Genomic DNA, 22,902 nt, shown 5'->3' with positions numbered 1-22,902 from the left:
CCCGGAGCGCAGGGGCGTCCGGTGACCCCGGGCGCAGAGCACAAGAGAGAGCCACCACTCGCCATGCACGACCGGCACACCCGCCGCTTCGGTCTGGGGACCGCCACCGCCCTGGTGATGGGCAACATCATCGGCGGCGGCATCTTCCTGCTGCCCGCCTCGGTCGCCCCCTACGGCACCGTCAGCCTCGTGGCCTTCGGCGTCCTGACCGTGGGCGCCCTCGCGCTCGCCCTGGTCTTCGGGCGGCTCGCCGAGCGCCATCCGGACACCGGCGGTCCGTACGTCTACGCCCGCGAGGCGTTCGGCGACTTCGCCGGCTTCCTGTCCGCCTGGTCGTACTGGACCATGACCTGGGTCAGCAACGCGGCCCTCGCCGTGGCCGCCGTCGGCTACGTCCACGTGCTCTTCCCCGGCCACGCCTCCAAGGGCATGGACCTGGCCGTCGCGCTCATCGCGCTCTGGCTCCCGGCGCTCTCCAACTTCGCCGGCACCCGCTACGTGGGCGCCGTGCAGCTGGTCTCCACGGTGCTGAAGTTCCTGCCGCTGCTGTTCATCGCGATCGCCGGGCTGTTCTTCTTCGACCCGCACAACCTCGGCTCCTTCCACGCGGGCACCGGCAGCTCGCTCGGCGGGCTCTCGGCCGCCGCCGCGATCCTGCTCTACAGCTACGTCGGCGTGGAGTCGGCCGCGATGAGCGCGGGCGAGGTGCGCAACCCCCAGCGCAACGTCGGCCGGGCCACCGTCCTCGGCGTCATCGGCGCCGCCGTCGTCTACCTCCTCGGCACCGTCTCGGTCTTCGGCACCGTCCCGCACGACAAGCTGGTGAAGTCCCAGGCGCCGTTCTCCGACGCGATGAACGCGATGTTCGGCGGCACCTGGGGCGGCACGCTGATCGCCGCGGCCGCCGTCGTCTCGATCGTCGGCGCGCTGAACGGCTGGACGCTGATGAGCGCCCAGTCCCCGTACGCCGCCGCGCAGGACGGCCTCTTCCCGGCCGCCTTCCAGAAGAAGCGGCGCGGCGTGCCGACCTTCGGCGTACTGGCCTCGACCGTCCTGGCCACCGCGCTGACGGTGATCAACTACGTCTCCGGCGCCGGCGGCGTCTTCGAGATCCTGGTCCTGATCACCACCTTCTCGGCGACCGTCCCCTACCTCCTCGCCGCGGGCGCGCAGGTCTACTACCTGCTCACCGGCCGCCGCGACGAGGTGCGCCCCGGCCGCTTCGCGCGCGACCTGGTCCTCGCGCTGGCCGCCTTCGGCTTCACCTTCTGGCTGGTGGCCGGCGCCGGGTACGCCGCGATCTACCAGGGCGTGCTCTTCCTCTTCGCCGGCATCCTGGTCTACGCGTGGATGCGGGCCCGCCGCACCGTGCGCGAGCGGGAGGCCGCCGAGGCCCCCGCGGCGGACGAGGAGGCGCCGGAGGGGATACTGCTCCCCTGACAGCGCCACCCCGAATGGAGAGCTGAGAGCACGATGCCCCGTACCCTCGCCACCGCCCCGATCCTCGTCCTCAACGGCCCCAACCTGAACCTCCTCGGCCAGCGGCAGCCGGAGATCTACGGCTCCGACACCCTCGCCGACGTCGAGGCGCTGTGCGCGAAGACCGCGGCGGCCCACGGCGGCACCGTGGACTGCCGCCAGTCCAACCACGAGGGCGAGCTGATCGACTGGATCCACGAGGCCCGCACCGAGCACGCCGGCATCGTGATCAACCCGGCCGCCTACTCCCACACCTCGGTGGCCCTCCTCGACGCGCTGAACACCTGCGACGGCCTGCCCGTCATCGAGGTGCACATCTCCAACATCCACCACCGCGAGGAGTTCCGGCACCACTCCTACGTCTCGCACCGCGCCGACGGCGTCATCGCGGGCTGCGGCGTCCAGGGGTACGCCTTCGCGGTCGAGCGGGTCGCCGCGCTCGTCGCCGCGCGCCGGGACGGCTGACACCGGGCGCCCCGCCGGGTCGCACATTGGCGCGAAAGCGGGTTCGGCGTGCGAGGGTGGAGGGGAAAGCCAGAACGCAACGACGCACGCGACGGCTGAGAGGCGGCACGGCATGAACGGTCAGGTGGACCCGCTCACCGACAAGGAGATCGAGGACCGGCTCGCTGAGCTGCCCGGCTGGACGGTGGCCGACGGCCGGCTCACGCGCACGTACCGCTTCGACAGCCACCTGCCGGCCGCCGCGATGGTCATCCACGTGGCCCAGATCCAGGAGGAGCTGGGCCACCACTCCGAGCAGACGCTCGGCTACAACACGCTGGCCATCGCGGTGAACACGCACAGCGCCGGCGGGGCGATCACCGACCTGGACTTCGGCCTCGCACAGCGGATCGAAGCCGTCGCAGCGGGCCACGGGGCCCGCTGATCCGGCCCCGCGCGAGCTGCGGCGCCGCCCGCGTCAGCTCCGCGTTGAACTGCGCGCCGGTCAGCAGGGACAGGTGGGAGAACCACAGCCAGATCAGGAAGACCACCGGTCCCGCGAGCGAGCCGTACAGCCGGTTGAACGTGCCGACGGCCGACGCGTACAGCGCGAAGCCCGCCGAGGAGACCAGCCACAGCAGGACCGCGAGGACGCCGCCGGGCGCTCCGCGCCGCACCCCGCGCGAGGCCGGCGGCCCCGACCGGAAGAGCACCAGCACCAGCACGGTCGCCAGGCACAGCAGCAGCGGCCACTGCACGACGTTCCAGGTCGCCGCGGCGGCCCGGCCCAGGCCCACCGCGCGGCCGATCGCCCGCGCCAGCGGCCCGCTGACCAGCAGGGCCACCGCGCTGGCGATCAGGGATGCGAGGAACACCAGCGCCGTGCAGAAGATCCGCGGCGCCTTGCGCCACGGCGGCCGGTCGTCCTTGACCCGGTGCATGGCGTGCAGCGCCCGCCGGAACACCGCCAGGTAGCTGCACGAGGACCACACGGCGCTGACCGTCGCGCCGCCCACCAGCAGCCAGGCGGCGGTCCGCTGGTGCGACATGGAGACCAGCGCGCGGTGCAGCGTCGCGCCGGACTGGGCCGGCGCGAGCGCGCTGATGTGCGCGATCAGCTGTTCCGTCGCGGGCGGGTCGGCCAGCCCGATCAGCGACACCGTCACGATCATGGCGGGCAGCAGCGCCAGCACCGAGTAGTACGTCAGGCTCGCGGCCCAGTCCGTCAGGTCGTCGTTCCACACCGACACCGGAGTGCGGCGCAACGCGGTGCGCCACTGGCGCCAGGTCGGCAGCGAGCGCCCCGCCCCCGTGTCCGGTCCGGCCCGCTCCGGCGTCTGCTGTGCGGGTACCCGGCGCTCATCGCCGACCTCCATCGTGCTGGTCTTCCTTTCCGTACGGGCCGTTCCGCTTCCGGCCAGTGCCCCATCCTGCCCCGTCCCGCGGCTTCTCCGTACTTCCGTCGGGCCGCCGTACCGGGCGAAGGATCGGATAATGGGCGTAATCGGAGCGCTTTGTGCGTGCCGTACCGGGACATCGGGCGCGAGGCGTGTCCCAATGGGGCCCGGGGCAGTGATGCCTGGCACGGATGTTCCGCGGTACCGACGGAAGGAGCGGACGGGTGCCCGAACCCGGCGATGGTCTCCTGGCCGCGCGGGCCGCAGAAGGGGACGAAGGGGCGTTCGAGGTGCTCGTGCGGCGGCACGGCCCGTCGCTGCTGCGCCTCGCGACCCGTCTCCTGGGCAGCAGGACGGACGCGGAGGACGCCGTGCAGGACGCGTTCGTCAACGCCTGGCGGCGCATCCCGGAGTTCCGCGGCGACGCCTCGTTCTCGACGTGGATGTACCGCATCGTCACCAACCGCTGCCTCAACATCCTCCGCGCCCGCCGCCCCACCCAGGACCTCGGCTCGGTCCCCGAACCGCCCGCGCCCGAGCACGCCTCGTCGCCGGTGCGCGCCGCCGAGTCCCACGCGGCCGTACGGGCGCTGGGTGACGCGATGCAGGGACTCACCCCGGAGCAGCGCGCCTGCTGGGTCCTGCGCGAACTGCAGGGCCTGCCCTACGACGAGATCGCAGAGATCGTCGGCAGCACGCACCAGGCGGTGCGGGGCAGGGTTTTCCGGGCACGCCGTTATCTGACGGAGGCGATGAGCGCATGGCGCTAGGCGACGCGTACGAAGAGGACCCGGCACTGCCCTGCGGCCGCACGCTCTCGGAGGTCTGGGAGACGGCGGAGGAGTCGCCGGACGACCCGCACGCGGCCGGGTGCCCGCACTGCCGGGAGGCGCTGGCGCAGCTGGGGATACTGGACGACTACGTGCGGGAGGCCCGGGAGAGCGCCAGTGACGCCGCGGCGGACGCGGCGGCCGCCGACCGGCTCACATCGCGGGTGATGGACCTGGTCAGAACCGAGCTGCGGCCCGGCCGCACGCTGCCGCTGGGCGAGCCGGCGGACGACGCCTGGATCACCGAGGCGGCGGCGGCGAAGGCGTTCCGCGCGGCCGCCGAGACGCTGCCCGAGGTCTTCGCCGGCAGCTGCCGGGTCACCCTGACGGCGCCCGATGGCCCGATGACGGTGAGCCTGGAGGTCGCGGCGGGCCTCACCTGGGAACTGCCGGAACTGGCGGAAGAGGTCCGCCGGCGGGTGCGGGCAGCGGCGGACGAGGCGGTCGGCATGACCGTTTCCGCCGTGGACGTCGCCGTCGTCGACCTCATCGTCGCGGACGCGGGGGAGGAGCGGGCATGAGCGGGACACAGCGGGCCGAGGGCCCGGGCAGGACCGACCGGGAGCTGCGGACGCTGCTCCAGCGGACCGCGGCCGAGGCGGCCCGCAGCACCTCCGGAGTGGCGTTCCTCCGCCCCGGCCTGGGCGACCTCGTCCGCGGCGCGGTGCCGCTGCGGGCCGCCGCCGACGGGCCGCGCGTCTCGGGCGTCCGCGTCGAGCCGGGTGACGCGCCGGGCCTGTGGCGCCTCCGCATCCACCTCGCCGTACGCCGCGGCCACCGGGCCCTGGACGTCACGCGCGCGGTGCGTACCGAGGTGCTGGCCGCGGTGCAGCGCGTGTTCGCGCCGGACGGCCCGGAGCGCCACGGCGTCGCGTCGCTCACGGTGACGGTGACCGTGACGGACCTGGCCTGAGCCGCGGCGGTCATTGCCCTGCGGCGCGCGGTGCCCGAGGCTCGGACCATGACCGACGCGCATCCGCACCACCACTCGCACGGGCCCGGGCACGGCCACGACCACGATGCCGCGCACGTGGACTGGGACGAACTGGCCCCGCACCTGGAACGCCAGGCGGAGATCGCCACCCCGATGTACGAGCAGGCCGCCGACTGGCTGCGCACACTCCTGGGCGCTACGGAGGAACACGCGTCGGGGACGGTCCCCGTACGCCGGATCTGGGACGTCGGCTCGGGGCCCGGCGTGCTCACCTGCCTGCTGGCGCGGGCCTTCCCGGACGCCGAGGTGGTGGCGGTCGACCCGGCACCGGCGCTGCTCGCCCGCGCCCGGGACCGCGCCGCGCGGCTCGGGCTGGCCGACCGGGTCCGTACGCACGAGGCCGAGCTGCCCGGCGGCCTCGACGGGCTCGGCACGGCCGACCTGATCTGGACCAGCAAGGTGCTGCACCACGTCGGTGACCAGCGGGCCGCGGTGGCGCTGCTGGCCGGGCTGCTGCGGCCCGGCGGGGTCCTCGCGGTGGCCGAGGGCGGGCTGCCGGAGCGGGTGCTGCCGCGGGACATCGGCATCGGCCGGCCCGGCCTCCAGGCCCGGCTGGACGCGGCCCAGGAGGAATGGTTCGCGCGGATGCGGGAGGCGCTGCCGGGGCACCGCGCGACGGCCGAGGACTGGCCGGCGCTGCTGGCCGCCGCGGGCCTGCGCGACACCGGCAGCCGCAGCTTCCTGCTCGACCTCCCGGCACCGCTCGACGGCACCGCGCGCGACCACGTCGCCGACCGGCTCTCCCGGGCTGCCGAGAGGTGGGGCGAGCTGCTGGACGAGAGCGACCGCGCGGTACTCGCGCGCCTCACCGACCCGGCCGACGAGGCATCCATCGCCCACCGCCCCGACGCCTTCCTCCTCACGGCCCAGACGGTCCACGCGGGCCACGCGGACTGACCGGCAGGCGCGCCTGACGCGCCGTCAGCGCAGCGACCCGACCCCGGTGGGAAGCACGTCCACCGGGGACGGCTCGGGAGACACCGGGAACAACCCGAAGTCCGGCTTCGGCTCCGACTCCCGTTCCGGGGGCGGCTCGGGAGACATCGAGAACCACCCGAACTCCGGCTCCGGTTGCTGCGAGGGCGCGTCCGCCCCGCCGTTCAGCCACAGCGTCACCCCGCCCGCGCAGACCACCAGCACACCCCACCCCGCAACCAGCCACCGCTTCCCCCGCCGCGACATTCCTGCCCCCTGTTTCCCGACTGCCGTAGATCGTATGACGGTTCGCGCCGGGAGGCGGTATCGCGCGGGCCCCGTCGCGGCTGGCCGAGTGGTGGGCGCGGTGCGCCCCTCCTCTCGGCCCTCCTGGGCACCGCCGGTGCCACCGCAACGGCCCCGCCGCCCGGACGTCCGGGCGGCGGGGCCGTTGGGTGAGCGCTCGGCTCAGGCCACGTCGAAGGTGGCCGGGTCCGGGCCGAGGCGCTTGCCGGCGTCGAGGCCGGCGAGGGTCTGGAGGTCGTCGGCGTCCAGCTCGAAGCCGAAGACGTCGAAGTTCTCCTTGATCCGGGACGGGGTCGCGGACTTGGGGATGACGATGTTGCCGAGCTGGAGGTGCCAGCGGAGCACGACCTGCGCCGGGGTCTTGCCGTGCTTCTCGGCGAGCTTGCCGATCGTGGCGTTCTCCAGGAGGCCCTTGCCCTGGCCCAGCGGGGACCAGGCCTCGGTGGCGATGCCGTGCTCGGCGTGGAAGGCGCGGCTCTCGGCCTGCTGGAGCTCGGGGTGCAGCTCGATCTGGTTGACCGCGGGGACGACCGAGGTCTCGTTCAGCAGCCGCTGGAGGTGCGGGGGCTGGAAGTTGGAGACGCCGATGGCCTTGGCGCGGCCCTCCGACTGGATCTTCTCGAACGCCTTGTAGGTGTCGACGTAGGTGTCCCGGGCCGGCAGCGGCCAGTGGATCAGGTACAGGTCGACGTAGTCCAGGCCCAGCTTGGCCAGCGAGGCGTCGAACGCGCGCAGGGTGGAGTCGTAGCCCTGCTCGGAGTTCCACAGCTTGGTGGTGACGAACAGCTCGTCACGGGCGATGCCGGACGCGGCGAGGGCCTTCCCCGTGCCCTCCTCGTTGCCGTAGATCGCGGCGGTGTCGATGCTGCGGTACCCGGCCTCCAGCGCGTGGCCGACAGCCTTGAACGCCTCGTCGTCCGGGATCTGCCAGACGCCGAAGCCGAGCTGCGGCATGGTGACGCCGTTGTTGAGGGTGATGTTGGGGACCTTGCTCACGGGCGATTCGATCCTTTGGTCGGCGTACAGGTTCTACAAGATCCAACGATCAACCGGACCCATGCATTCCCGCGACCGCCGAAAGTTCCGCGGTCACCCGTACGCGGTCCCGCGGCCACCCGTACAGCCCCGCCGTCTCAGTACGCGGCCCCGCCGTCATCCGCCCAGCTCGCCGTCTCCCGTACGGCGTCGCGCACGTTACCCGTACAGCGCCGCCACCTCGGCCTCGTACGCCGTCTCGATCGCCTTGCGCTTCAGCTTCAGGGACGGCGTGAGCAGCCCGTGCTCCTCGCTGAACTGGCTGGCCAGTATCCGGAAGGTGCGGATCGACTCGGCCTGCGAGACGAGCGTGTTCGCGGCCACCACCGCACGCCGGATCTCGGTCTCCAGGTCCGGGTCGCGCACCAGGTCGGTCGGCGGCATCGCGGGCTTGCCGCGCATCTGCAGCCAGTGCGCCACCGCCTCCGGGTCCAGCGTGACCAGCGCGGCGACGTACGGCCGGTCGTTGCCGACCACGATGCACTGGGCGACCAGCGGATGCGCCCGCACCCGCTCCTCCAGCGGCACCGGCGAGATCGTCTTGCCGCCGGAGGTCACCAGGACCTCCTTCTTGCGGCCGATGATGGTGAGGTAGCCGTCCTCGTCCAGCTGCCCCAGGTCACCGGTGGCCAGCCAGCCGTCGTGCAGCGTGGCGTCGGTGGCCTTGGGGTTGTTCAGGTAGCCCTGGAAGACCTGGCCGCCGCGCACCCAGATCTCGTTGTCGTCCGCGATGTGCACGGTCGTGCCCGGGATGGGCAGCCCGACCGTGCCGAAGCGGGTCTGCTCCGGCGGGTTGGCGGTGGCGGCCGCCGTGGTCTCCGTCAGGCCGTACCCCTCGTAGATCGTGACGCCCGCGCCCTCCCAGAAGAGGCCGAGCCGGCGCTCCATCGCCGAGCCGCCCGACATGGCGTGCCGCACCCGGCCGCCCATCGCCTCCCGCACCTTGCTGTAGACGAGCTTGTCGAACAGCTGGTGCTGCATGCGCAGCCCGGGGCCCGGTCCTGAGCCGGTGCCGAAGGCCTTGTGCTCCATCGCCTCCGCGTACCGCCGCGCCACGTCCACGGCCTTGTCGAACGGGCCGACCTTGCCGTCGGCCTCGGCCTTCCGGCGCGCCGCAGCGAACACCTTCTCGAAGATGTACGGCACGGCGAGGATGAAGCTCGGCTTGAAGGACTGCAGGTCGGGGAGGAGCGCGGTGGCCGAGAGGTTCGGCTGGTGGCCGAGCTTGACCCGGCCGCGGATCGCGGCGACCTGCACCATCCGCCCGAAGACGTGGGCCAGTGGCAGGAAGAGCAGGGTGGACGCCTCGTCCCCCGGCTTGGAGTGGAAGACCTTCTCGTACCGCTCGACGACGTTGTCGGCCTCGGCCATGAAGTTGGCGTGGCTGATCACGCAGCCCTTGGGGCGCCCCGTGGTGCCGGAGGTGTAGATGATGGTCGCGGGCGCGTCCGGGGTGACGGCCATGCGGTGCCGGTGCACCACGTCGTCCTCGATGTGCCGGCCGGCCTCGGTCAGCTCGGCGACCGGGTCGGCGTCCAGCTGCCACAGCAGCCGCAGGTGCGGCAGCCGGTCGATGACCGAGCCGATGGTCATGGCGTGGTCCTCGTGCTCGACCAGGCAGGACGAGACGGCCGAGTCGTGCAGCATCCAGAAGACCTGCTCGGCGGAGGAGGTCGGGTACAGCGGCACGGGCTGGGCGCCGATCGACCACAGGGCGAAGTCGAACAGCGTCCACTCGTACCGTGTCCGCGACATGATCCCGACGCGGTCGCCGAACCGGACTCCCTGTGCCAGCAGGCCCTTGGCGACCGCCATCACCTCGTCGCGGAACCGTGCGGCGCTGACGTCCTCCCAGCGTCCCGCGGCATCCTTACGGCAGAGCGCGACCCGCTCGGGGCCGGACTCGGCATTCTCGTAGACGGCGTCCGCCAGACCACCGACACGGGGCGCCGTCGCCAGTGGGGGGACGGAGTACTCGCGCAATGACCCGCTCCTCGTGGTGCTCCTAGCAGCGCCGAGACCGTACCCCACGAGAACGGTCATTCGGCAGTGGCTGCCAAACGTCCGAACCGTTGCCATAGGCCCAGGTCATCCGGCGAAAACGGGCTACTTCGGAGAACCCCGGACATGAACCCGTGAGTAACATGCGGATCGATCACGTCACAGGGACTGTTTCTGCACTAAATCTTTCCGTTTCCCCGTGCGACGATCCGCCGTTCCTGGGCACCCCCGCGCCGCCCTTCCGCCTCCGGGGCACGACCGCGTGCCCCGGAGGCAAAGCGGAGGGCGAGATTCAGCCACCTGTGGAGGGGCCCGAGCGGACGCGGAACGGCCCGGCGGCCGCCGCTCGGGGGAGCGGGGCGCGCTGGGCCGCCGGTGCGGGACGCGTCAGGTCTCGTCGGTACGGTCGCGGTCGGTCAGCGAGTCCTTGACGCCCTCGCCCTGGCCCTTGACCTCGTCCATGGCGTCCTTCGCCTTGCCCTTGGTCTGGTCGGCCTTGCCCTCGCCCTTCATCCGGCGGTCGCCGGTGGCCTTGCCGGCCATCTCCTTGGCCTTGCCCTTGAGCTTGTCCATGGCGCCCTTGTCAGCCATACCGGCCTCCTTCGTCTCGTCCGGCGGGACGCAACCACGTTGCCCCACCCCTGGCCGGCCCGCACCCCGGGAAGGGCCGGGCCGGTACGGTCACCGCCGCTGGACTCTTCCTGACAGCCCCCATCTGGTCCTGTCACGGCGGACACGGAGCGGGCAGCATGTCGGAAATCCCGTCCCGACAGGCAGGCCCCGTTCCGCGTCAGGTGGTGACCGCCCAGTGTCCGAGGTACCCCGTACCGCCGATTCATGCATGGCAGCCGACCTCGTCCTGCTCAACGGCACGATCCGCACGATGGACCGGGCGGGCACGACCCGTACCGCGCTCGCCGCCCGGGACGGACGGGTGCTCGCCGTGGACGGCGACGCCGCCGTGCGCGGGCTCATCGGCCCGCACACCCGCGTGCTCGACCTGCAGGGCCGCTGCGCGGTGCCCGGCTTCATCGAGACCCACAACCACCCCGCGTTCTTCGGGCTGACGCTGGCCGCCGAGGTCGACGCGGGCAGCCCGCCCAACGCCACGATCGCCGACATCGCGGCCCGCGTGGAGCAGGCCGCAGCCGACGCCGAGCCGGGCACCTGGGTGCGCGGCTACCGCTACGACGACTCGCTGCTCGCCGACGACCGGCACCCCACCCGCGCCGACCTCGACCCGGTCTCCCGCGGCCGGCCGGTCTGCCTCCAGCACATCTCCGGCCACTTCTGCGTACTGAACTCCGCCGGGCTGCGGCTCCTCGGCATCGACCGGCACACCCCCGACCCGGTCGGCGGCGCGATCCACCGGGACGCGGACGGCGAGCCGGACGGCGTGCTCGCGGAGACCGCGGCGTTCGCCGCGTACGCCGCCATGCCCCAGCCGGAAGCCGCCGACCTCGCCGAGGCCATCGGGCTGGCCGGGGACGCCTACCTGGCCGCCGGGGTCACCACCGTCCACGACACCGGGCTCGGCCTGGTCGGCGGGCCCGCCGAACTGGGCGCGTACCAGCTGGCGCGCCGCACCGGCCGGCTGCGCAACCGCGTCCGCGCCTACCTCGTGCAGGACCTCTTCCCCGGCCTGTCGCGCGGCGAGCTGAGCCCCGTCGAGGCGGGCGTCGCCGGGCTCGGCGACGACCTCTTCCGGATCGGCGGCGTGAAGATGTGGGCCGACGGCTCGCTCCAGGGGCTGACCGGCTGCGTCTCGGAGGGGTACGCCTGCGCGCCGGACAAGAACGGCCTGCTGATCTTCCCGCAGGACGACCTCGCCCGGCGCGTGGCCACGCTGCACGAGGCCGGCTGGCAGGTCGCGATCCACGGCAACGGGGACGCCGCGATCCAGGCGGTCCTGGAGGCGTACGCCAAGCTCGGCCTGGACCCGCAGCAAGGCGACCGGCGGCACCGCATCGAACACTGCCAGATGGTCAGCGAGCGGCAGCTGGACCGGATGGCCGCCGCCGGGGTCCTCGCGTCCTTCTTCATCAAGCACGTCTACTACTGGGGCGACCGGCACCGGGACCGCTTCCTCGGCCCCGAGCGGGCCCGCCGCATCGACCCGCTCGCCTCGGCGCGCAAGCACGGCGTCACCTTCGGGCTGCACTCGGACACGCCGGTGGTCCCCGTACCGCCGCTGGAGGGCATCTGGTGCGCGGTGCGCCGCACCACCCGCGACGGCCACGAGCTGGGGCCCGAGCAGCGGGTGGACGTGGACACCGCGCTGCGCGGCTACACCAGCCAGGCAGCTCACCTCGGCTTCGAGGAGGACCGCAAGGGCAGCCTGGAGCCCGGCAAGCTGGCCGACATCGCGGTGCTCTCCGGCGACCCGGGCACCGTCGCGCCGGACGCGCTGCGTGACCTCCGCGTCGACGCCACCGTCATCGGCGGCGAGGTGGTGTGGGGCGGCGCGGGCCTGGACGCCGGGCGCCCGGTCGGGGCGGGGGAGGCCCGGTGAAGCAGAGCCGGAAGAGCCTCGCCGTCGGGCTCGGGCTGCCCGTCGTGGCGATCCTCGTCGTCATGCCGCTGCTCGCGGACACCGGGGTCTACGTCCTCGGCATCCCGCTGCTGTGGCTGTGGATGTTCGCATGGTTCCCGCTCACCAGCCTGTGCCTGTGGGTGGCCTGGCGGATCGACGAGCCGCGGTACCGGGAGGACCCGGAGGCGGGCACGGCGCGAGAGGCGGCGGGGCGATGACAGCGGCGATCTTCTTCGGCGTCATGGCGCTCTCCGTCCTGGTCGCCTTCAGCGCGCGGCGCGGCATGAAGAACATGTCGATCGGCGAGTACCTGGTCGGCGGCCGGTCCTTCCCGCCCTGGCTGCTGTACTTCCTCGCGGTCGGCGAGATCTACAGCATCGGCACCATGATCGGCTTCCCCGCCGGCATCTACGCGGGCGGTGCGAGCTACGGCATCTGGTTCCTCGGCTACATCCTGCTGGCCTATCCGCTGGGGTACTACATCGCGCCGCTGATCTGGCGGGCCGGCGTGCGGTACGACGCGATGACCGTGCCGGACGTCTTCGGGCGGCACTTCCGCAGCCGGAGCCTGGAGCTGGTCACCGCGGCCGCGCTGCTGATCGCGCTGGTGCCGTGGGGGCAGTACCAGTTCATCGGCATGCAGGTGGTGCTCGGGGCGCTCGGGCTGCCGATCAGCCCCGTGCAGTCGGTGGTGCTGGCCGGCGTGATCGCCTTCCTGTACCTGGCGGTCTCCGGGGTCCGCTCGCCCGCCTTCGTCGCGATCCTGAAGGACGTGCTGATGGTGCTGGGCATCGTCGTCGTCGGGGTGGTGACGGTGACGGCCGGCGGCGGCCCGGCGGAGGTCTTCGGGCCGCACGCGGTGCCGCGGGCGCAGGTGACGATGAGCGGCTCGCCGATGGTGTTCGCGCTGACCACCATCGTGTTCCAGAGCGTCACCTTCTACCTGGGCTTCTCCGCCGCCTACGTCTTCACCGCCAAGTCCGAGCGGGCGATCAAGTCCTCGACGGTGTGGATGCCGGTCTACATGCTGATGTATCCGTTCCTGGTCGCCACCGCCTACTTCGCCTTCGCCGACCGGCCGGACGTGAAGGACCCCAACACCGTCTTCATGGCCGTGGTCCAGGACCGGCTGCCGGACTGGGCGGTGGGGGTGGTCGCGGCGGGCGCGGGCCTGTCCGGCGTCCTGGTCCTCGCCGTCACCGCGCTCACCATCGGCGGCATCGTCTCCCGCAACCTCGCCCCCCACGTCCGCCCCGAGGCGCAGCGCCGTACCACCACGGCGGTGGTCGCGGTCTTCCTGGTCGCCGCCGCCGTCCTCACCCTCACGGCCTCGACCCTGATGCTGACGGTGCTGAACCTGACGTACTACCTGCTGGGACAGCTCGTGCCGGGCTGGCTCGCACTGATGTTCTGCCGCCGGGTGCAGTCGTGGGCGGTGTCCGCCGGCATGCTCGGCGGGATCGCGGCGTCCATCGCGCTGTACGTCACCGATCCCGGCCTCGGCGGCATCAATGCGGGGCTGGTCGCGGTGGCCTTCAACTGCGTACTGATGTTCGGGCTGAGCCGGCTCCGGCCGGGGCCGGTCACCGAGCCACTGTCGGCGCTCCCGCCGGTGACGTCCGGTCAGGACGCGAAGGAGTCCCCGGGGAGGGTGGGCGGCCGCACCGGGTGAGCCGGCCGCGCGGTGCTGCGGCGGGCGGGAGGCAGCGGTGTTAGAAAGTGCATATGGCGGGAATGCGTCGGATCCGGCACCGGGCGAGGCCGCGCTCGTTGCTGAGTCCGCGCAGCCTCGCCGGCCAGGTGTTCGTCCTCCAGGTCCTCGTCGTGGTGCTGCTGGTGGTCGCCGCGGTCTCGGTCCTCGCCCTCCAGGCCAAGCGGGACAGCAAACAGGCGGCCGAACGGCGGTCGCAGTCCGTGGCCGAGACCTTCGCCGCCTCGCCCGCCGTGGCCCGGGCGATGGACGGACCGCACCCGACGGCGGTGCTGGAGCCGCAGGCCGAGAGGGTGCGCAAGCGGGCCGGCGTGGACTACCTCGTCGTCTTCAACCTGGACGGCATCCGCCTCACCCACCCCGACCGCAGGCTGATCGGCAAGCACGTGGTCGGTGCCTTCGGCGCCGCCCTGGAAGCCGCCCGCGAGGACCGCCCGTACACCGAGATCGTCGACGACGGCCCGCTCGGCCCCGCGGTCGACAGCACGGCCCCCGTCCGGCGGACCGACGGCTCCCTCGTCGGCATGGTCTCGGCCGGCATCACCCTGGAGCGCGCCGAGAACACCGTGGACCGCCAGATGCCGGTGCTGCTCGGCGCCGCCGGGCTGGGCCTGGCGCTGGCCGCCGGGAGCACGGCGCTGGTGAGCCGGCGGCTCCGCCGGCAGACGCACGGCCTGGGCCAGGCCGAGATGACACGGATGTACGAACACCACGACGCGGTTCTGCACGCCGTGCGCGAGGGCGTGGTGATCCTCGGGCCCGACGGCCGGCTGGTGCTGGTCAACGACGAGGCGCGGCGCCTGCTGGACCTCCCGGAACGCCTCGACGGCCGGGCCGTCGACGAGGTCGGGCTGCCGGACCGGCTGGTGGCGCTGATGCGGTCGGGCCGCTCGGCCACCGACGAGGTGCACCACGTGGGCAACCGCCTGCTGGCCGTCAACGTACGTTCCACCGACCGCGACGGCGGACCGCGCGGCAGCGTCACCACCCTGCGCGACACCACCGAGCTCACCGCGCTGACCGGCCGCGCCGAGGTCGCCAGGGAACGGCTGCAGCTGCTCTACGAGTCGGGCGTGCGCATCGGCACCACGCTGGACGTGGTGCGCACCGCAGAGGAACTGGCCGAAGTGGCGGTGCCGCGGTTCGCCGACATCGTCACCGTCGACCTGCTGGAGGCGGTGACGGAGGGCGACGAGCCCTCGGTGCACGCCGGATGGCGGATGCGCCGGACGGCGACCAGGGGCGGGCCGGGGGAGCCCGGCATCTACCCCATCGGTGAGGTCATCCACTTCGTGTCGACCACCCCGCAGGCCCGGGCGCTGGAGACCGGCCGGGCGGCGCTCGTGGCGGACCTGACCCGGACGGTGGAGTGGTCCGACCAGGACCGGGCCCGGGGCGCGGCGCTGCTGGACGCCGGGGTGCGGTCCCTGGTCACGGTGCCGCTGCGGGCCCGCGGCGTGGTCCTGGGCATGGCCAACTTCTGGCGCTCCGAGGACTCCCCGCCCTTCGAGGAGGAGGACCTGTCCTTCGCCGAGGAGGTCACGGCACGCGCGGCCGTCTGCATCGACAACGCCCGCCGCTACGCCCGCGAGCACGCCATGGCCGTGACCCTTCAGCGCAGCCTGCTGCCGCGTGGCCTCCCGGAGCAGGACGCGCTGGAGGTGGCCTGGCGGTACCTGCCGGCCCAGGCCGGGGTGGGCGGCGACTGGTTCGACGTCATCCCGCTGCCCGGCGCGCGGGTGGCGCTGGTGGTGGGCGACGTGGTCGGGCACGGGCTGCACGCCGCGGCGACGATGGGGCGGCTGCGGACCGCGGTGCACAACTTCTCCACGCTGGACCTGCCGGTGGACGAACTGCTGGGCCATCTGGACGAGCTGGTCACCCGGATCGACAGCGAGGAGGGCACCGGCCAGGAGCGGCGCGACTGGGAAGGTGTCACGGGCGCCACCTGCCTGTACGCGATCTACGACTCGGTCACCGGGCGGTGCACGGTGGCCAGGGCCGGCCACCCGGGGCCCGCACTGGTCGGTCCCGACGGCAGGGTCAGCCTGCCGGACGTACCGCCCTCCCCGCCGCTCGGGCTTGGCGGCCACCCCTTCGAGACCACCGAACTGCGCCTGACCGAGGGCACCGACCTGGTGCTCTTCACCGACGGCCTGGTCGAGGACCGCGGCCGGGACATCGACACCGGCCTCGCCATGCTCGGCGCTGCGCTGGAGGGCGCCGCGGGCCGCAGCCCCGACGAGATGTGCCGGGCCGCCGTCGAGGCGATGGTGCCCGAGCGCCCGTCCGACGACATCGCGCTGCTGATCGCCCGTACCCGGCTGCTCCCGCCGACGCGGGTGGCGGAGTGGGAGGTGGCGCAGGACCCGGCGGAGGTGGGCCGGCTGCGTGCCGAGTGCGGCGCGAAGCTGCGGGAGTGGGGGCTGGCCGACATCGGGTTCAGCACGGAGCTGATCCTCAGCGAGCTGGTCACCAACGCGATCCGGTACGGCGCGCCGCCGGTCCGCCTCCGGCTGCTGCGCGACCGCACGCTGATCTGCGAGGTGGCGGACGGCAGCAGCACGGCACCGCATCTGCGCCGCGCGACGAGCATGGACGAGGGCGGCCGCGGGCTGTTCCTGGTGGCCCATCTGGCGCAGCGCTGGGGGACCCGGTACACCCCCGGCGGCAAGGTCATCTGGACCGAGCAGCCGCTGAACGGCGGCGGCGCGGTGCCGGACGAGACCCCGGCCGACGTCCTCCTGGACCAGTTCGACGACAGCGGGTTCTGAGAGCCGACGGCAACGGCTTCCGAGAGCCGACGACAGCGGGCTCCGAGAGCCTGTGCCGCAGCCGCAGCCGCAGCCGCAGCCGCAAGCCCCGGCCGGGCGCCGCCGGGCGTCAGAGGTGCAGCCGGTCGCCGCCCGCCAGGATCGCCGCGGCCAGCGCCTCGGCCGGGCGGCTCGCCGGGCCGTCAGGCCGGCCGTGCACCAGGACGAAGTCGACGCCGCCGAGATCGGGCAGCCCGGCCCTGGCCCCCACCCGGACCAGCCCCGGCGGGATCATGCCGAGCGAGTGCGCCATCACCCCCAGGCCGGCACGGGTCGCCGCGATCAGGCCGTTCAGGCTGCCGCTCGTACAGGCGATGCGCCACTCCCGGCCCTGCTCCTCCAGCGCCTGGAGCGCGCGGCCCCGGGTGAGCGCGGGCTGCGGGAACAGCACCAGCGGCACCGGCCGCTGCGGGTCCAGCCGCAGCCGCTCGCTGCCGATCCAGACCAGCTTGTCCCGCCAGATCAGCCGGCCCCGCGGATCCTCCGGGCGGCGCTTGGCCAGCACCAGGTCCAGCCGCCCGGCCGCCAGCCGCTCGTGCAGCGTCCCCGACAGCTCGACCGTCAGCTCCAGGTCGACCTCCGGATGGTCCCGGCGGAACCCCTCCAGCACCTCCGGCAGCCGGGTCAGTACGAAGTCCTCGGACGCGCCGAACCGCAGCCGGCCGCGCAGCCGCGTCCCGGCGAAGAAGTCCGCCGCCCGCTCGTTGGCCTCCAGGATCGTGCGCGCGAAGCCGAGCATCGCCTCGCCGTCCTCGGTGAGGTCCACCCCGTGGGTGTCCCGCGCGAACAGCCGGCGCCCGGCCGCGGACTCCAGCTTCCGCACGTGCTGGCTCACGGTCGACTGCTGCACGCCGAGGCGCTGCGCCGCCTGCGTGAAGCTCAGGGTCTGCGCCACGGCCAGGAAGGTCCGCAGCTGTACCGGATCGAACACGCCCCCGACCCTACCCCCGCCCATCACGAAACGGCATCACAGTGAGTACGGTAAGAGGGCTTCCCGATGGCCGCAATCAGGAGCACCCTGGAGAGGGCACCGTCCATGCCCTGGGCCGTGATCACGCAGCACGCCCAGCCCGAGCCGCCGACCGATAGAGAGACCATGCGCCGCCCTCAGCTGAAGATCCCCTCCTGGCTCCCCGTGGACGGATACATCCTCGCGCTCATCGGCACGGTCGTGCTGGCGGCGCTGCTGCCCGCGAGAGGTGCCGTGGCCACCGGCGCCGAGGGCGCCTCGACCGGCGCCGTCGCCCTGCTCTTCTTCCTCTACGGCGCCCGGCTGTCCACGCGTGAGGCGATGGACGGACTGCGCCACTGGCGCCTGCACCTCACGGTGCTGGCGTTCACCTTCGCCGTCTTCCCGCTGCTCGGCCTGGCGGCGCGCGGCCTCGTGCCGTACCTGCTGACGCCCCAGCTCTACACCGGGCTGCTCTTCCTGTGTCTGGTGCCCTCCACGATCCAGTCCTCGATCGCGTTCACCTCCATCGCGCGCGGCAACGTCGCCGCGGCGATCTGCGCGGGCTCGTTCTCCAGCCTGGCCGGCATCGTGATCACGCCGCTGCTGGCCGCCGTGCTGCTCGGCGGGGACGGCGGCGGGTTCTCCGCCGACTCGCTGCTCTCGATCGTGTTCCAGCTGCTGGTGCCGTTCCTCGCCGGGCAGCTGTTCCGGCGCTGGATCTCCGGCTTCCTGACCCGGCACAAGAAGGTGCTCGGCTACGTCGACCGCGGCTCGATCCTGCTGGTCGTCTACACCGCGTTCAGCACCGGCATGGTCCAGGGCATCTGGAGCAAGGTCTCCTTCTGGCGGCTGGTGGAGCTGGTGGCCGTCGAGGCCGTGCTGCTCGCGGTCATGCTGACCCTGACCACGTACGGCTCGCGGAAGCTCGGCTTCCCGCGCGCCGACCGCATCGCCATCACCTTCGCGGGCTCCAAGAAGAGCCTGGCGGCCGGCCTGCCGATGGCGAGCGTGCTGTTCGGCGCGCAGGCCAGCCTCGCGGTGCTGCCGCTGATGCTCTTCCACCAGATGCAGCTGATGGTGTGTGCGGTGATCGCCAAGCGGTACGCACGCCGGGCGGAAGCGGCCGAGGCGGCCGAGTCGCCGGAGCCGGTGGCGGAGCGCACGGCGGACGCCGGGCCCGGCGGGGCGGACGGCACGGCCGGCGCCGTGTCGGCCGCCGACACGGTGGGAGCCCGCCGCTAGGGTGCCTGCATGACGGGCCATCACGTCCTCACCTGGGACGTCAGCGCGAGCAAGGGCATCGAGACCGCGTGGGTCGACCTCGGCGAGCGGACGCTGTCCGCGCACGGCCGGGCGGTGGGCACCGTACCGGAGGCCTACTGGATCACGTACGAGCTGGAGACCGGCGAGGACTTCGTGACCCGGCGGCTGCGGGTACGTGCCGAGAGCGCGGCCGGCAGCCGCGAGCTGGACCTGCGGCGGGACGACGACGGCCGGTGGACCGCGGGCGGTGAGCCGCTGGCGGGCCTGGAGGAGGCGCTCGACTGCGACCTCGGGCTGTGCCCGCTCACCAACACCATGCCGCTGCTCCGGCACGGGCTGCACCGCTCGCCGGGCGCCCACGACTTCGTGATGGCGTGGGTGTCGGTGCCGGACCTGGCGGTCCGGCCGTCCCGGCAGCGGTACGAGCACCTGGCCCGTACGGAGGAGGGCGCACTGGTGCGGTACGGCTCCGGCACCTTCCAGCGCGACCTGGAGTGCGACGGGGACGGCCTGGTCGTCGACTACCCGGACCTGGCGCGGCGCGCGCAGACCCGCTGACCGGCCGTCCCCGTCCTCCGCTCAGCCGCCCCGCACCCGGTCCAGCGGCAGCCGGAGCACGGCCGGCGCCGCGGCCGGCATGTTGTGCTCCCGGACCATGTCCAGCTCGCCGTCGCTCAGGGCCCGCCCGTAGACGCGTACCTCGTCCAGCGCGCCCGTGAAGAACGAACGGGCGTCCGGCTTCTGGCCCAGGTGCACGCCGAACGTGTCGTTCCTGCTGACCGACCCCGGCACGTCCGCCGCCGACGTGGACTTCCCGTCCACGGTGAGCGTCAGCCGGCCGTCGGACCGGCGCAGCGCCAGGTGGTGCCAGGCGCCGTCATTGGCCGCGCCGGCCGCGGCGACCTGCGCGGACTTGGCGGGCCCGGCGCCGGTCAGCGCCGTGATGTCGGCCGTCAGCCGGTCCTTGGCGGGGTCGGCACGGAGCGCCACCTGCGGCGCCCTGCTGCCCACGCCGCCCATCCAGAGCAGCGGCTGCTCACCGCTCTTCGCCGTGTACCGGAACCACAGGCTGCACGTGAAGTCGCGGTCGCCCAGCGGCAGCGAGGAGCGGAACGGCAGCCGGACGGCATCGTCCCTGCCGTCGAACGCCAGCCCCTGCCCGTACCGGCCCTCCGTGTTCCGGGCGCCGCCCAGGACGGCGGCCGGGCGGGCGCCGACGCCGCGGTCCGGCGTCGTCGGGTCCGGATCGCGGCGCGGCCCGAGCCAGTCCTCGGTGAACCGCGCGAAGCGGATCTCGTCCCGCGCGTCCACCGCGCCGCCTTCGTAGAGCAGTCCGACCTCGCCGGGCGCGATGTTCACCATGTCCGAGTAGCCGGACCAGTCGGTGGTGACCCGCGCGCCCCGCTCGGCGCCCTCCCACGTACGGCCGTCGTCCCAGGAGGACCGGACGGTCATGGTGCGCCGCCGGTCGGGGTCGGCGGGCGCGGCGAACAGCAGCCGGCCCGGGCCGTCGGGCGACCGCGACCGCAGCCGCAGCAGGGAGCCCTGGACCATGGGCGAGTACAGGTCGGGGATGGCCTCGAACGGCCGCGCGAAGGTCTCGCCGCCGTCCCGGCTGATGGCCGCCGTGCGGTGGCCCAGGTCCGTGCCGTCCTGCTCCCGTCCGTTGACGTAGATCGTGCCGTCCGCGCGCTCCACGAGCGTCATCTCGGACGGCTTCTGACGGAACGTCCCGTCCGGTGCGGTGCGCCAGGTGTCGAGGGCCCCGGTGTGCCACTTCCGGCCGCCGTCGTCGCTGTACATGAGGGCGGCGTGGTTGGCTGTTATCCGGCCGTCCGCGTAGCTCTCGGCGTTGACGGTGTAGACCATCCGCCCGGCGTGCCGTCCGTGCGTCAGCTGGATGCCGTGCACGGGGCCCGTCGCGTACCAGGAGTTCCACGACGGCGGCCGGAGCACCGGGGTCATGTCGGCGGGCTCGGACCAGGTGCGTCCGTCGTCGTCGCTGTACTGCATGTGCGGCCTGCGGTCGCAGGGCACGTCGCAGCCGGCCGCGTCGTCGCGGCCCTTGTTGTAGGTCTCGGCGAGGACGACGCGGCCGGTGCGCCGGTCCACGATCGGCGCCGGGTTGCCGTGCGTGTCACCGCCGCCCTCGTTGACGACCTGGAGCGGGCCCCAGGTGCGGCCGCCGTCGGTGGATCGTTTCACCACCAGGTCTATGTCGCCCGCGTCCCCGCAGTTCTTCACCCGGCCCTCGGCGAAGGCGAGGAGGGTGCCGCGCGGGGTGGTGACGATCGCGGGGATGCGGAAGCAGGAGTAGCCCTTCTCCTCGGAGGCCTTGAAGAGCACCTGCTGGTCGAGGCCGGCGGGGGCGGCCTCCGCTGTGGACTGCGCACTGGCGGGGATCGGGGGGAGGAGGGCGAGCGCCGCGGTGGCCAGCAGGGCCGGCCAGCGGCGTCGCACGGGTCTTGGGCCGGGACTGTTGTGTTCGCTCGATTCTGACGTCATGGTCCGACCTGCCCTTCGAGGCATCGGCGAGGCATCGGCGTCGGCCGCGCGACGGGTCCGGGAGCTCCCGGTGGCCCGCCGGACGGGTCATCTGGACATCCCACGTATGGACATCCCACGTCCCATGTTCGTGCGGAGGAAGGTACTTGTCCCGCAGGCGCCCCGGCAAGGAGTGTGCGTCACTCGGATTGGCCGGAAGGGAGGGCACGGCCTGACCTGCCGTCACCCCGCCGAGGCTGCTGGTCTGTTGGGGCACCCAACGGCCTTGCGTGCGCTCGATACGCTGAGGGTATGGCCGAAACCCCCTACGTCCCCGCGCGTATCCGCGCCCTCCCCAGCTGGCTCCTCGGCCGTGCCGCCGCCCGCAGCCACCGGCTCGTCGCCGAGGCGCTCGCCCGCGAGGGCCTGCGGATGACACATCACGCCGTACTCGCGGCCGTCGCCGAACTCGGCCCGGTCTCCCAGGCCGACCTGGGCCGCAGCCTGAGCATCGACCCCAAGGACATGGTCACCACCGTCAACGACCTGGTCGCCGACGGGCTGGTCACCCGCGCACCGGACCCGCTCGACCGCCGCAAGAACGCCGTCACCATCTCGCCGGCCGGCACCCGCACCCTGCGCCGTACGCAGAAGCTCGGCGACGCGGCCAACGCGGAACTGACCGCCGCGCTCACCCCCGCCGAGCGCGACCAGCTGATCGACCTGCTCACCCGGATCGCCGCACCCGGCCTGGACGACGGCAACTGCTGACCGCCACCGCTGTGGCGCCTGCGGGTCCCGTGGCTCCTGCCGGCCCATGGCGCCTGCCGGACCCGCGGTGCCTGCCGGTCCCACGGCGCCTGCCGGTCCGTCAGCCGAGCGAGTCCAGCGCGATGCGGTGCTCGCCCGCGTAGATGTTCATCGAGCTGCCGCGCAGGAAGCCGACCAGGGTGAGGCCGGTCTCGGCGGCGAGGTCGACGGCGAGCGAGGACGGCGCGGAGACCGCGGCGAGCGCGGGGATGCCCGCCATCACGGCCTTCTGGGCGAGTTCGAAGGAGGCACGCCCGGACACCATCAGGACGGTGTCGGACAGCGGCAGCCGGCCCTGCTGCAGCGCCCGCCCGATGACCTTGTCGACCGCGTTGTGCCGGCCCACGTCCTCCCGCAGGTCCAGCAGCTCCCCGTCCGGGCTGAACAGCCCCGCAGCGTGCAGCCCGCCCGTGCGGTCGAACACCCGCTGGGCGGCGCGCAGCCGGTCGGGCAGCGCGGAGAGGGTGGCCGGCTCGACGGCCATGCCGTCGTTCTCCTTGAGCGCGAAGCGTGCCGTGGTCCGTACGGCGTCCAGGCTGGCCTTGCCGCACAGTCCGCACGAGGAGGTGGTGTACACGTTGCGTTCGAGGCTGATGTCCGGGACCGCGACACCGGGCGCGAGCTGTACGTCGACCACGTTGTAGGTGTTGCTGCCGTCGTCCGTCGCGCCGGCGCAGTACACGATGTTCGCCAGCTCGTCGGCGCTGCCCAGCACGCCCTCGCTGACCAGGAAGCCGGCCGCGAGCGCGAAGTCGTCCCCCGGCGTGCGCATCGTGATGGCGAGCGGCTTGCCGCCGAGCCGGATCTCCAGCGGCTCCTCGGCCACCAGGGTGTCCGGGCGGGTGCTCACGGCTCCGTCGCGGATGCGGATGACGCGCCGTCGCTCGGTGACCCTGCCCATAACTGATCCGTCCCGGTTCTTACGAGGTGGTGGC

The 22,902-nt window shown here is 73.2% G+C and carries 22 protein-coding genes; 14 read left to right on the top strand and 8 right to left on the bottom strand.

Going from position 1 to position 22,902, the window contains the following annotated elements; genetic code table 11:
• The first annotated feature begins 63 nt into the window (after positions 1-63).
• The 3 genes from C3486_RS14755 to C3486_RS14745 all read left to right on the top strand — a co-directional run bounded on the left by C3486_RS14755 (position 64) and on the right by C3486_RS14745 (position 2,368).
• On the top strand, positions 64-1,440 hold the full coding sequence (locus tag C3486_RS14755; RefSeq protein ID WP_103833142.1) for an amino acid permease: 1,377 nt from the start codon (positions 64-66) through the stop codon (positions 1,438-1,440).
• 33 nt (positions 1,441-1,473) lie between these two features.
• Entirely contained in the window at positions 1,474-1,944 is a 471-nt protein-coding gene (gene aroQ / locus C3486_RS14750; protein WP_103833141.1) for a type II 3-dehydroquinate dehydratase, read from the top strand.
• Positions 1,945-2,056: 112 nt separating this feature from the next.
• Positions 2,057-2,368 carry a 4a-hydroxytetrahydrobiopterin dehydratase gene (locus tag C3486_RS14745; protein WP_103833140.1) on the top strand — a complete coding sequence of 104 codons (312 nt, stop codon included), beginning with the start codon at positions 2,057-2,059 and terminating at the stop codon, positions 2,366-2,368.
• Here C3486_RS14745 and C3486_RS14740 read toward each other — a convergent pair.
• Positions 2,301-3,299 carry a YihY/virulence factor BrkB family protein gene (locus tag C3486_RS14740; protein WP_103833139.1) on the bottom strand — a complete coding sequence of 333 codons (999 nt, stop codon included), beginning with the start codon at positions 3,297-3,299 and terminating at the stop codon, positions 2,301-2,303. The genes C3486_RS14745 and C3486_RS14740 overlap by 68 nt on opposite strands.
• A gap of 212 nt (positions 3,300-3,511) precedes the next feature.
• On the opposite strand from C3486_RS14740, the gene C3486_RS14735 reads away from it, so the two are divergent.
• Genes C3486_RS14735 through C3486_RS14720 form a run of 4 tightly spaced genes read left to right on the top strand, consistent with a single transcriptional unit; the run spans position 3,512 to position 6,041 of the window.
• Positions 3,512-4,090, top strand: a complete 579-nt coding sequence (locus tag C3486_RS14735; protein ID WP_103833138.1) for an RNA polymerase sigma factor — start codon at positions 3,512-3,514, stop codon at positions 4,088-4,090.
• On the top strand, positions 4,081-4,671 hold the full coding sequence (locus C3486_RS14730) for a hypothetical protein (protein ID WP_103833137.1): 591 nt from the start codon (positions 4,081-4,083) through the stop codon (positions 4,669-4,671). The genes C3486_RS14735 and C3486_RS14730 overlap by 10 nt, the downstream gene beginning before the upstream one ends.
• Positions 4,668-5,063 (top strand): Asp23/Gls24 family envelope stress response protein, encoded by a 396-nt coding sequence (locus C3486_RS14725; RefSeq protein WP_258052784.1) that lies wholly within the window; start codon positions 4,668-4,670, stop codon positions 5,061-5,063. Before C3486_RS14730 ends, C3486_RS14725 begins: the two co-directional genes overlap by 4 nt.
• Positions 5,064-5,111: 48 nt before the next feature.
• A complete protein-coding gene (locus C3486_RS14720) occupies positions 5,112-6,041 on the top strand; it encodes a trans-aconitate 2-methyltransferase (protein WP_103833136.1) in 930 nt (309 codons plus the stop codon).
• 24 nt (positions 6,042-6,065) lie between these two features.
• Here C3486_RS14720 and C3486_RS14715 read toward each other — a convergent pair whose 3' ends face one another.
• The 4 genes from C3486_RS14715 to C3486_RS14700 all read right to left on the bottom strand — a co-directional run bounded on the left by C3486_RS14715 (position 6,066) and on the right by C3486_RS14700 (position 9,992).
• Positions 6,066-6,326, bottom strand: coding sequence for a hypothetical protein (locus C3486_RS14715; protein WP_103833135.1), 261 nt, complete (start codon positions 6,324-6,326; stop codon positions 6,066-6,068).
• 201 nt (positions 6,327-6,527) lie between these two features.
• Entirely contained in the window at positions 6,528-7,361 is an 834-nt protein-coding gene (locus tag C3486_RS14710; protein ID WP_103833134.1) for an aldo/keto reductase, read from the bottom strand.
• 198 nt (positions 7,362-7,559) lie between these two features.
• Complete coding sequence (locus C3486_RS14705) at positions 7,560-9,383, bottom strand: long-chain fatty acid--CoA ligase (protein ID WP_103833133.1); 1,824 nt, start codon at positions 9,381-9,383, stop codon at positions 7,560-7,562.
• Positions 9,384-9,788: 405 nt separating this feature from the next.
• On the bottom strand, positions 9,789-9,992 hold the full coding sequence (locus tag C3486_RS14700) for a CsbD family protein (protein ID WP_103833132.1): 204 nt from the start codon (positions 9,990-9,992) through the stop codon (positions 9,789-9,791).
• Positions 9,993-10,242: 250 nt separating this feature from the next.
• Here C3486_RS14700 and C3486_RS14695 point away from each other — a divergent pair, with 250 nt between their 5' ends.
• From C3486_RS14695 to C3486_RS14680, 4 genes are all read left to right on the top strand, one after another.
• On the top strand, positions 10,243-11,913 hold the full coding sequence (locus C3486_RS14695) for an amidohydrolase (RefSeq protein WP_103833131.1): 1,671 nt from the start codon (positions 10,243-10,245) through the stop codon (positions 11,911-11,913).
• A complete protein-coding gene (locus tag C3486_RS14690) occupies positions 11,910-12,152 on the top strand; it encodes a DUF3311 domain-containing protein (protein WP_103833130.1) in 243 nt (80 codons plus the stop codon). Before C3486_RS14695 ends, C3486_RS14690 begins: the two co-directional genes overlap by 4 nt.
• Complete coding sequence (locus C3486_RS14685) at positions 12,149-13,606, top strand: sodium:solute symporter (RefSeq protein WP_103833129.1); 1,458 nt, start codon at positions 12,149-12,151, stop codon at positions 13,604-13,606. The genes C3486_RS14690 and C3486_RS14685 overlap by 4 nt, the downstream gene beginning before the upstream one ends.
• Positions 13,607-13,668: 62 nt before the next feature.
• The gene (locus C3486_RS14680) at positions 13,669-16,419 is read left to right on the top strand and encodes a SpoIIE family protein phosphatase/ATP-binding protein (RefSeq protein WP_181138550.1); all 2,751 of its coding nucleotides are present in this window, start codon (positions 13,669-13,671) and stop codon (positions 16,417-16,419) included.
• A 109-nt stretch (positions 16,420-16,528) separates the two neighbouring features.
• On the opposite strand, the gene C3486_RS14675 is transcribed toward C3486_RS14680, so the two are convergent.
• A complete protein-coding gene (locus tag C3486_RS14675) occupies positions 16,529-17,389 on the bottom strand; it encodes a LysR substrate-binding domain-containing protein (protein ID WP_103833127.1) in 861 nt (286 codons plus the stop codon).
• A 165-nt stretch (positions 17,390-17,554) separates the two neighbouring features.
• Between C3486_RS14675 and C3486_RS14670 the strand changes: the two genes are divergently transcribed.
• A complete protein-coding gene (locus tag C3486_RS14670; protein WP_103833172.1) occupies positions 17,555-18,652 on the top strand; it encodes a bile acid:sodium symporter family protein in 1,098 nt (365 codons plus the stop codon).
• A gap of 9 nt (positions 18,653-18,661) precedes the next feature.
• Positions 18,662-19,231, top strand: coding sequence for a putative glycolipid-binding domain-containing protein (locus C3486_RS14665; RefSeq protein ID WP_103833126.1), 570 nt, complete (start codon positions 18,662-18,664; stop codon positions 19,229-19,231).
• Between the two features lie 21 nt (positions 19,232-19,252).
• Here the strand turns inward: C3486_RS14665 and C3486_RS14660 are convergent, their stop codons facing one another.
• Positions 19,253-21,178, bottom strand: a complete 1,926-nt coding sequence (locus C3486_RS14660) for a sialidase family protein (protein WP_103833125.1) — start codon at positions 21,176-21,178, stop codon at positions 19,253-19,255.
• Between the two features lie 291 nt (positions 21,179-21,469).
• Here C3486_RS14660 and C3486_RS14655 point away from each other — a divergent pair, with 291 nt between their 5' ends.
• Positions 21,470-21,928, top strand: a complete 459-nt coding sequence (locus C3486_RS14655) for a MarR family winged helix-turn-helix transcriptional regulator (RefSeq protein ID WP_103833124.1) — start codon at positions 21,470-21,472, stop codon at positions 21,926-21,928.
• A gap of 100 nt (positions 21,929-22,028) precedes the next feature.
• On the opposite strand, the gene fdhD is transcribed toward C3486_RS14655, so the two are convergent.
• Positions 22,029-22,868 carry a formate dehydrogenase accessory sulfurtransferase FdhD gene (gene fdhD / locus C3486_RS14650; protein WP_103833123.1) on the bottom strand — a complete coding sequence of 280 codons (840 nt, stop codon included), beginning with the start codon at positions 22,866-22,868 and terminating at the stop codon, positions 22,029-22,031.
• Positions 22,869-22,902: the final 34 nt, after the last annotated feature.

The organism is Streptomyces sp. Ru73 (assembly GCF_002920575.1).
Classification (GTDB): Bacteria; Actinomycetota; Actinomycetes; order Streptomycetales; family Streptomycetaceae; genus Streptomyces.
Note: the sequence above shows the minus strand (reverse complement) of the source record. Positions and strands in the feature narration are given on the sequence as shown.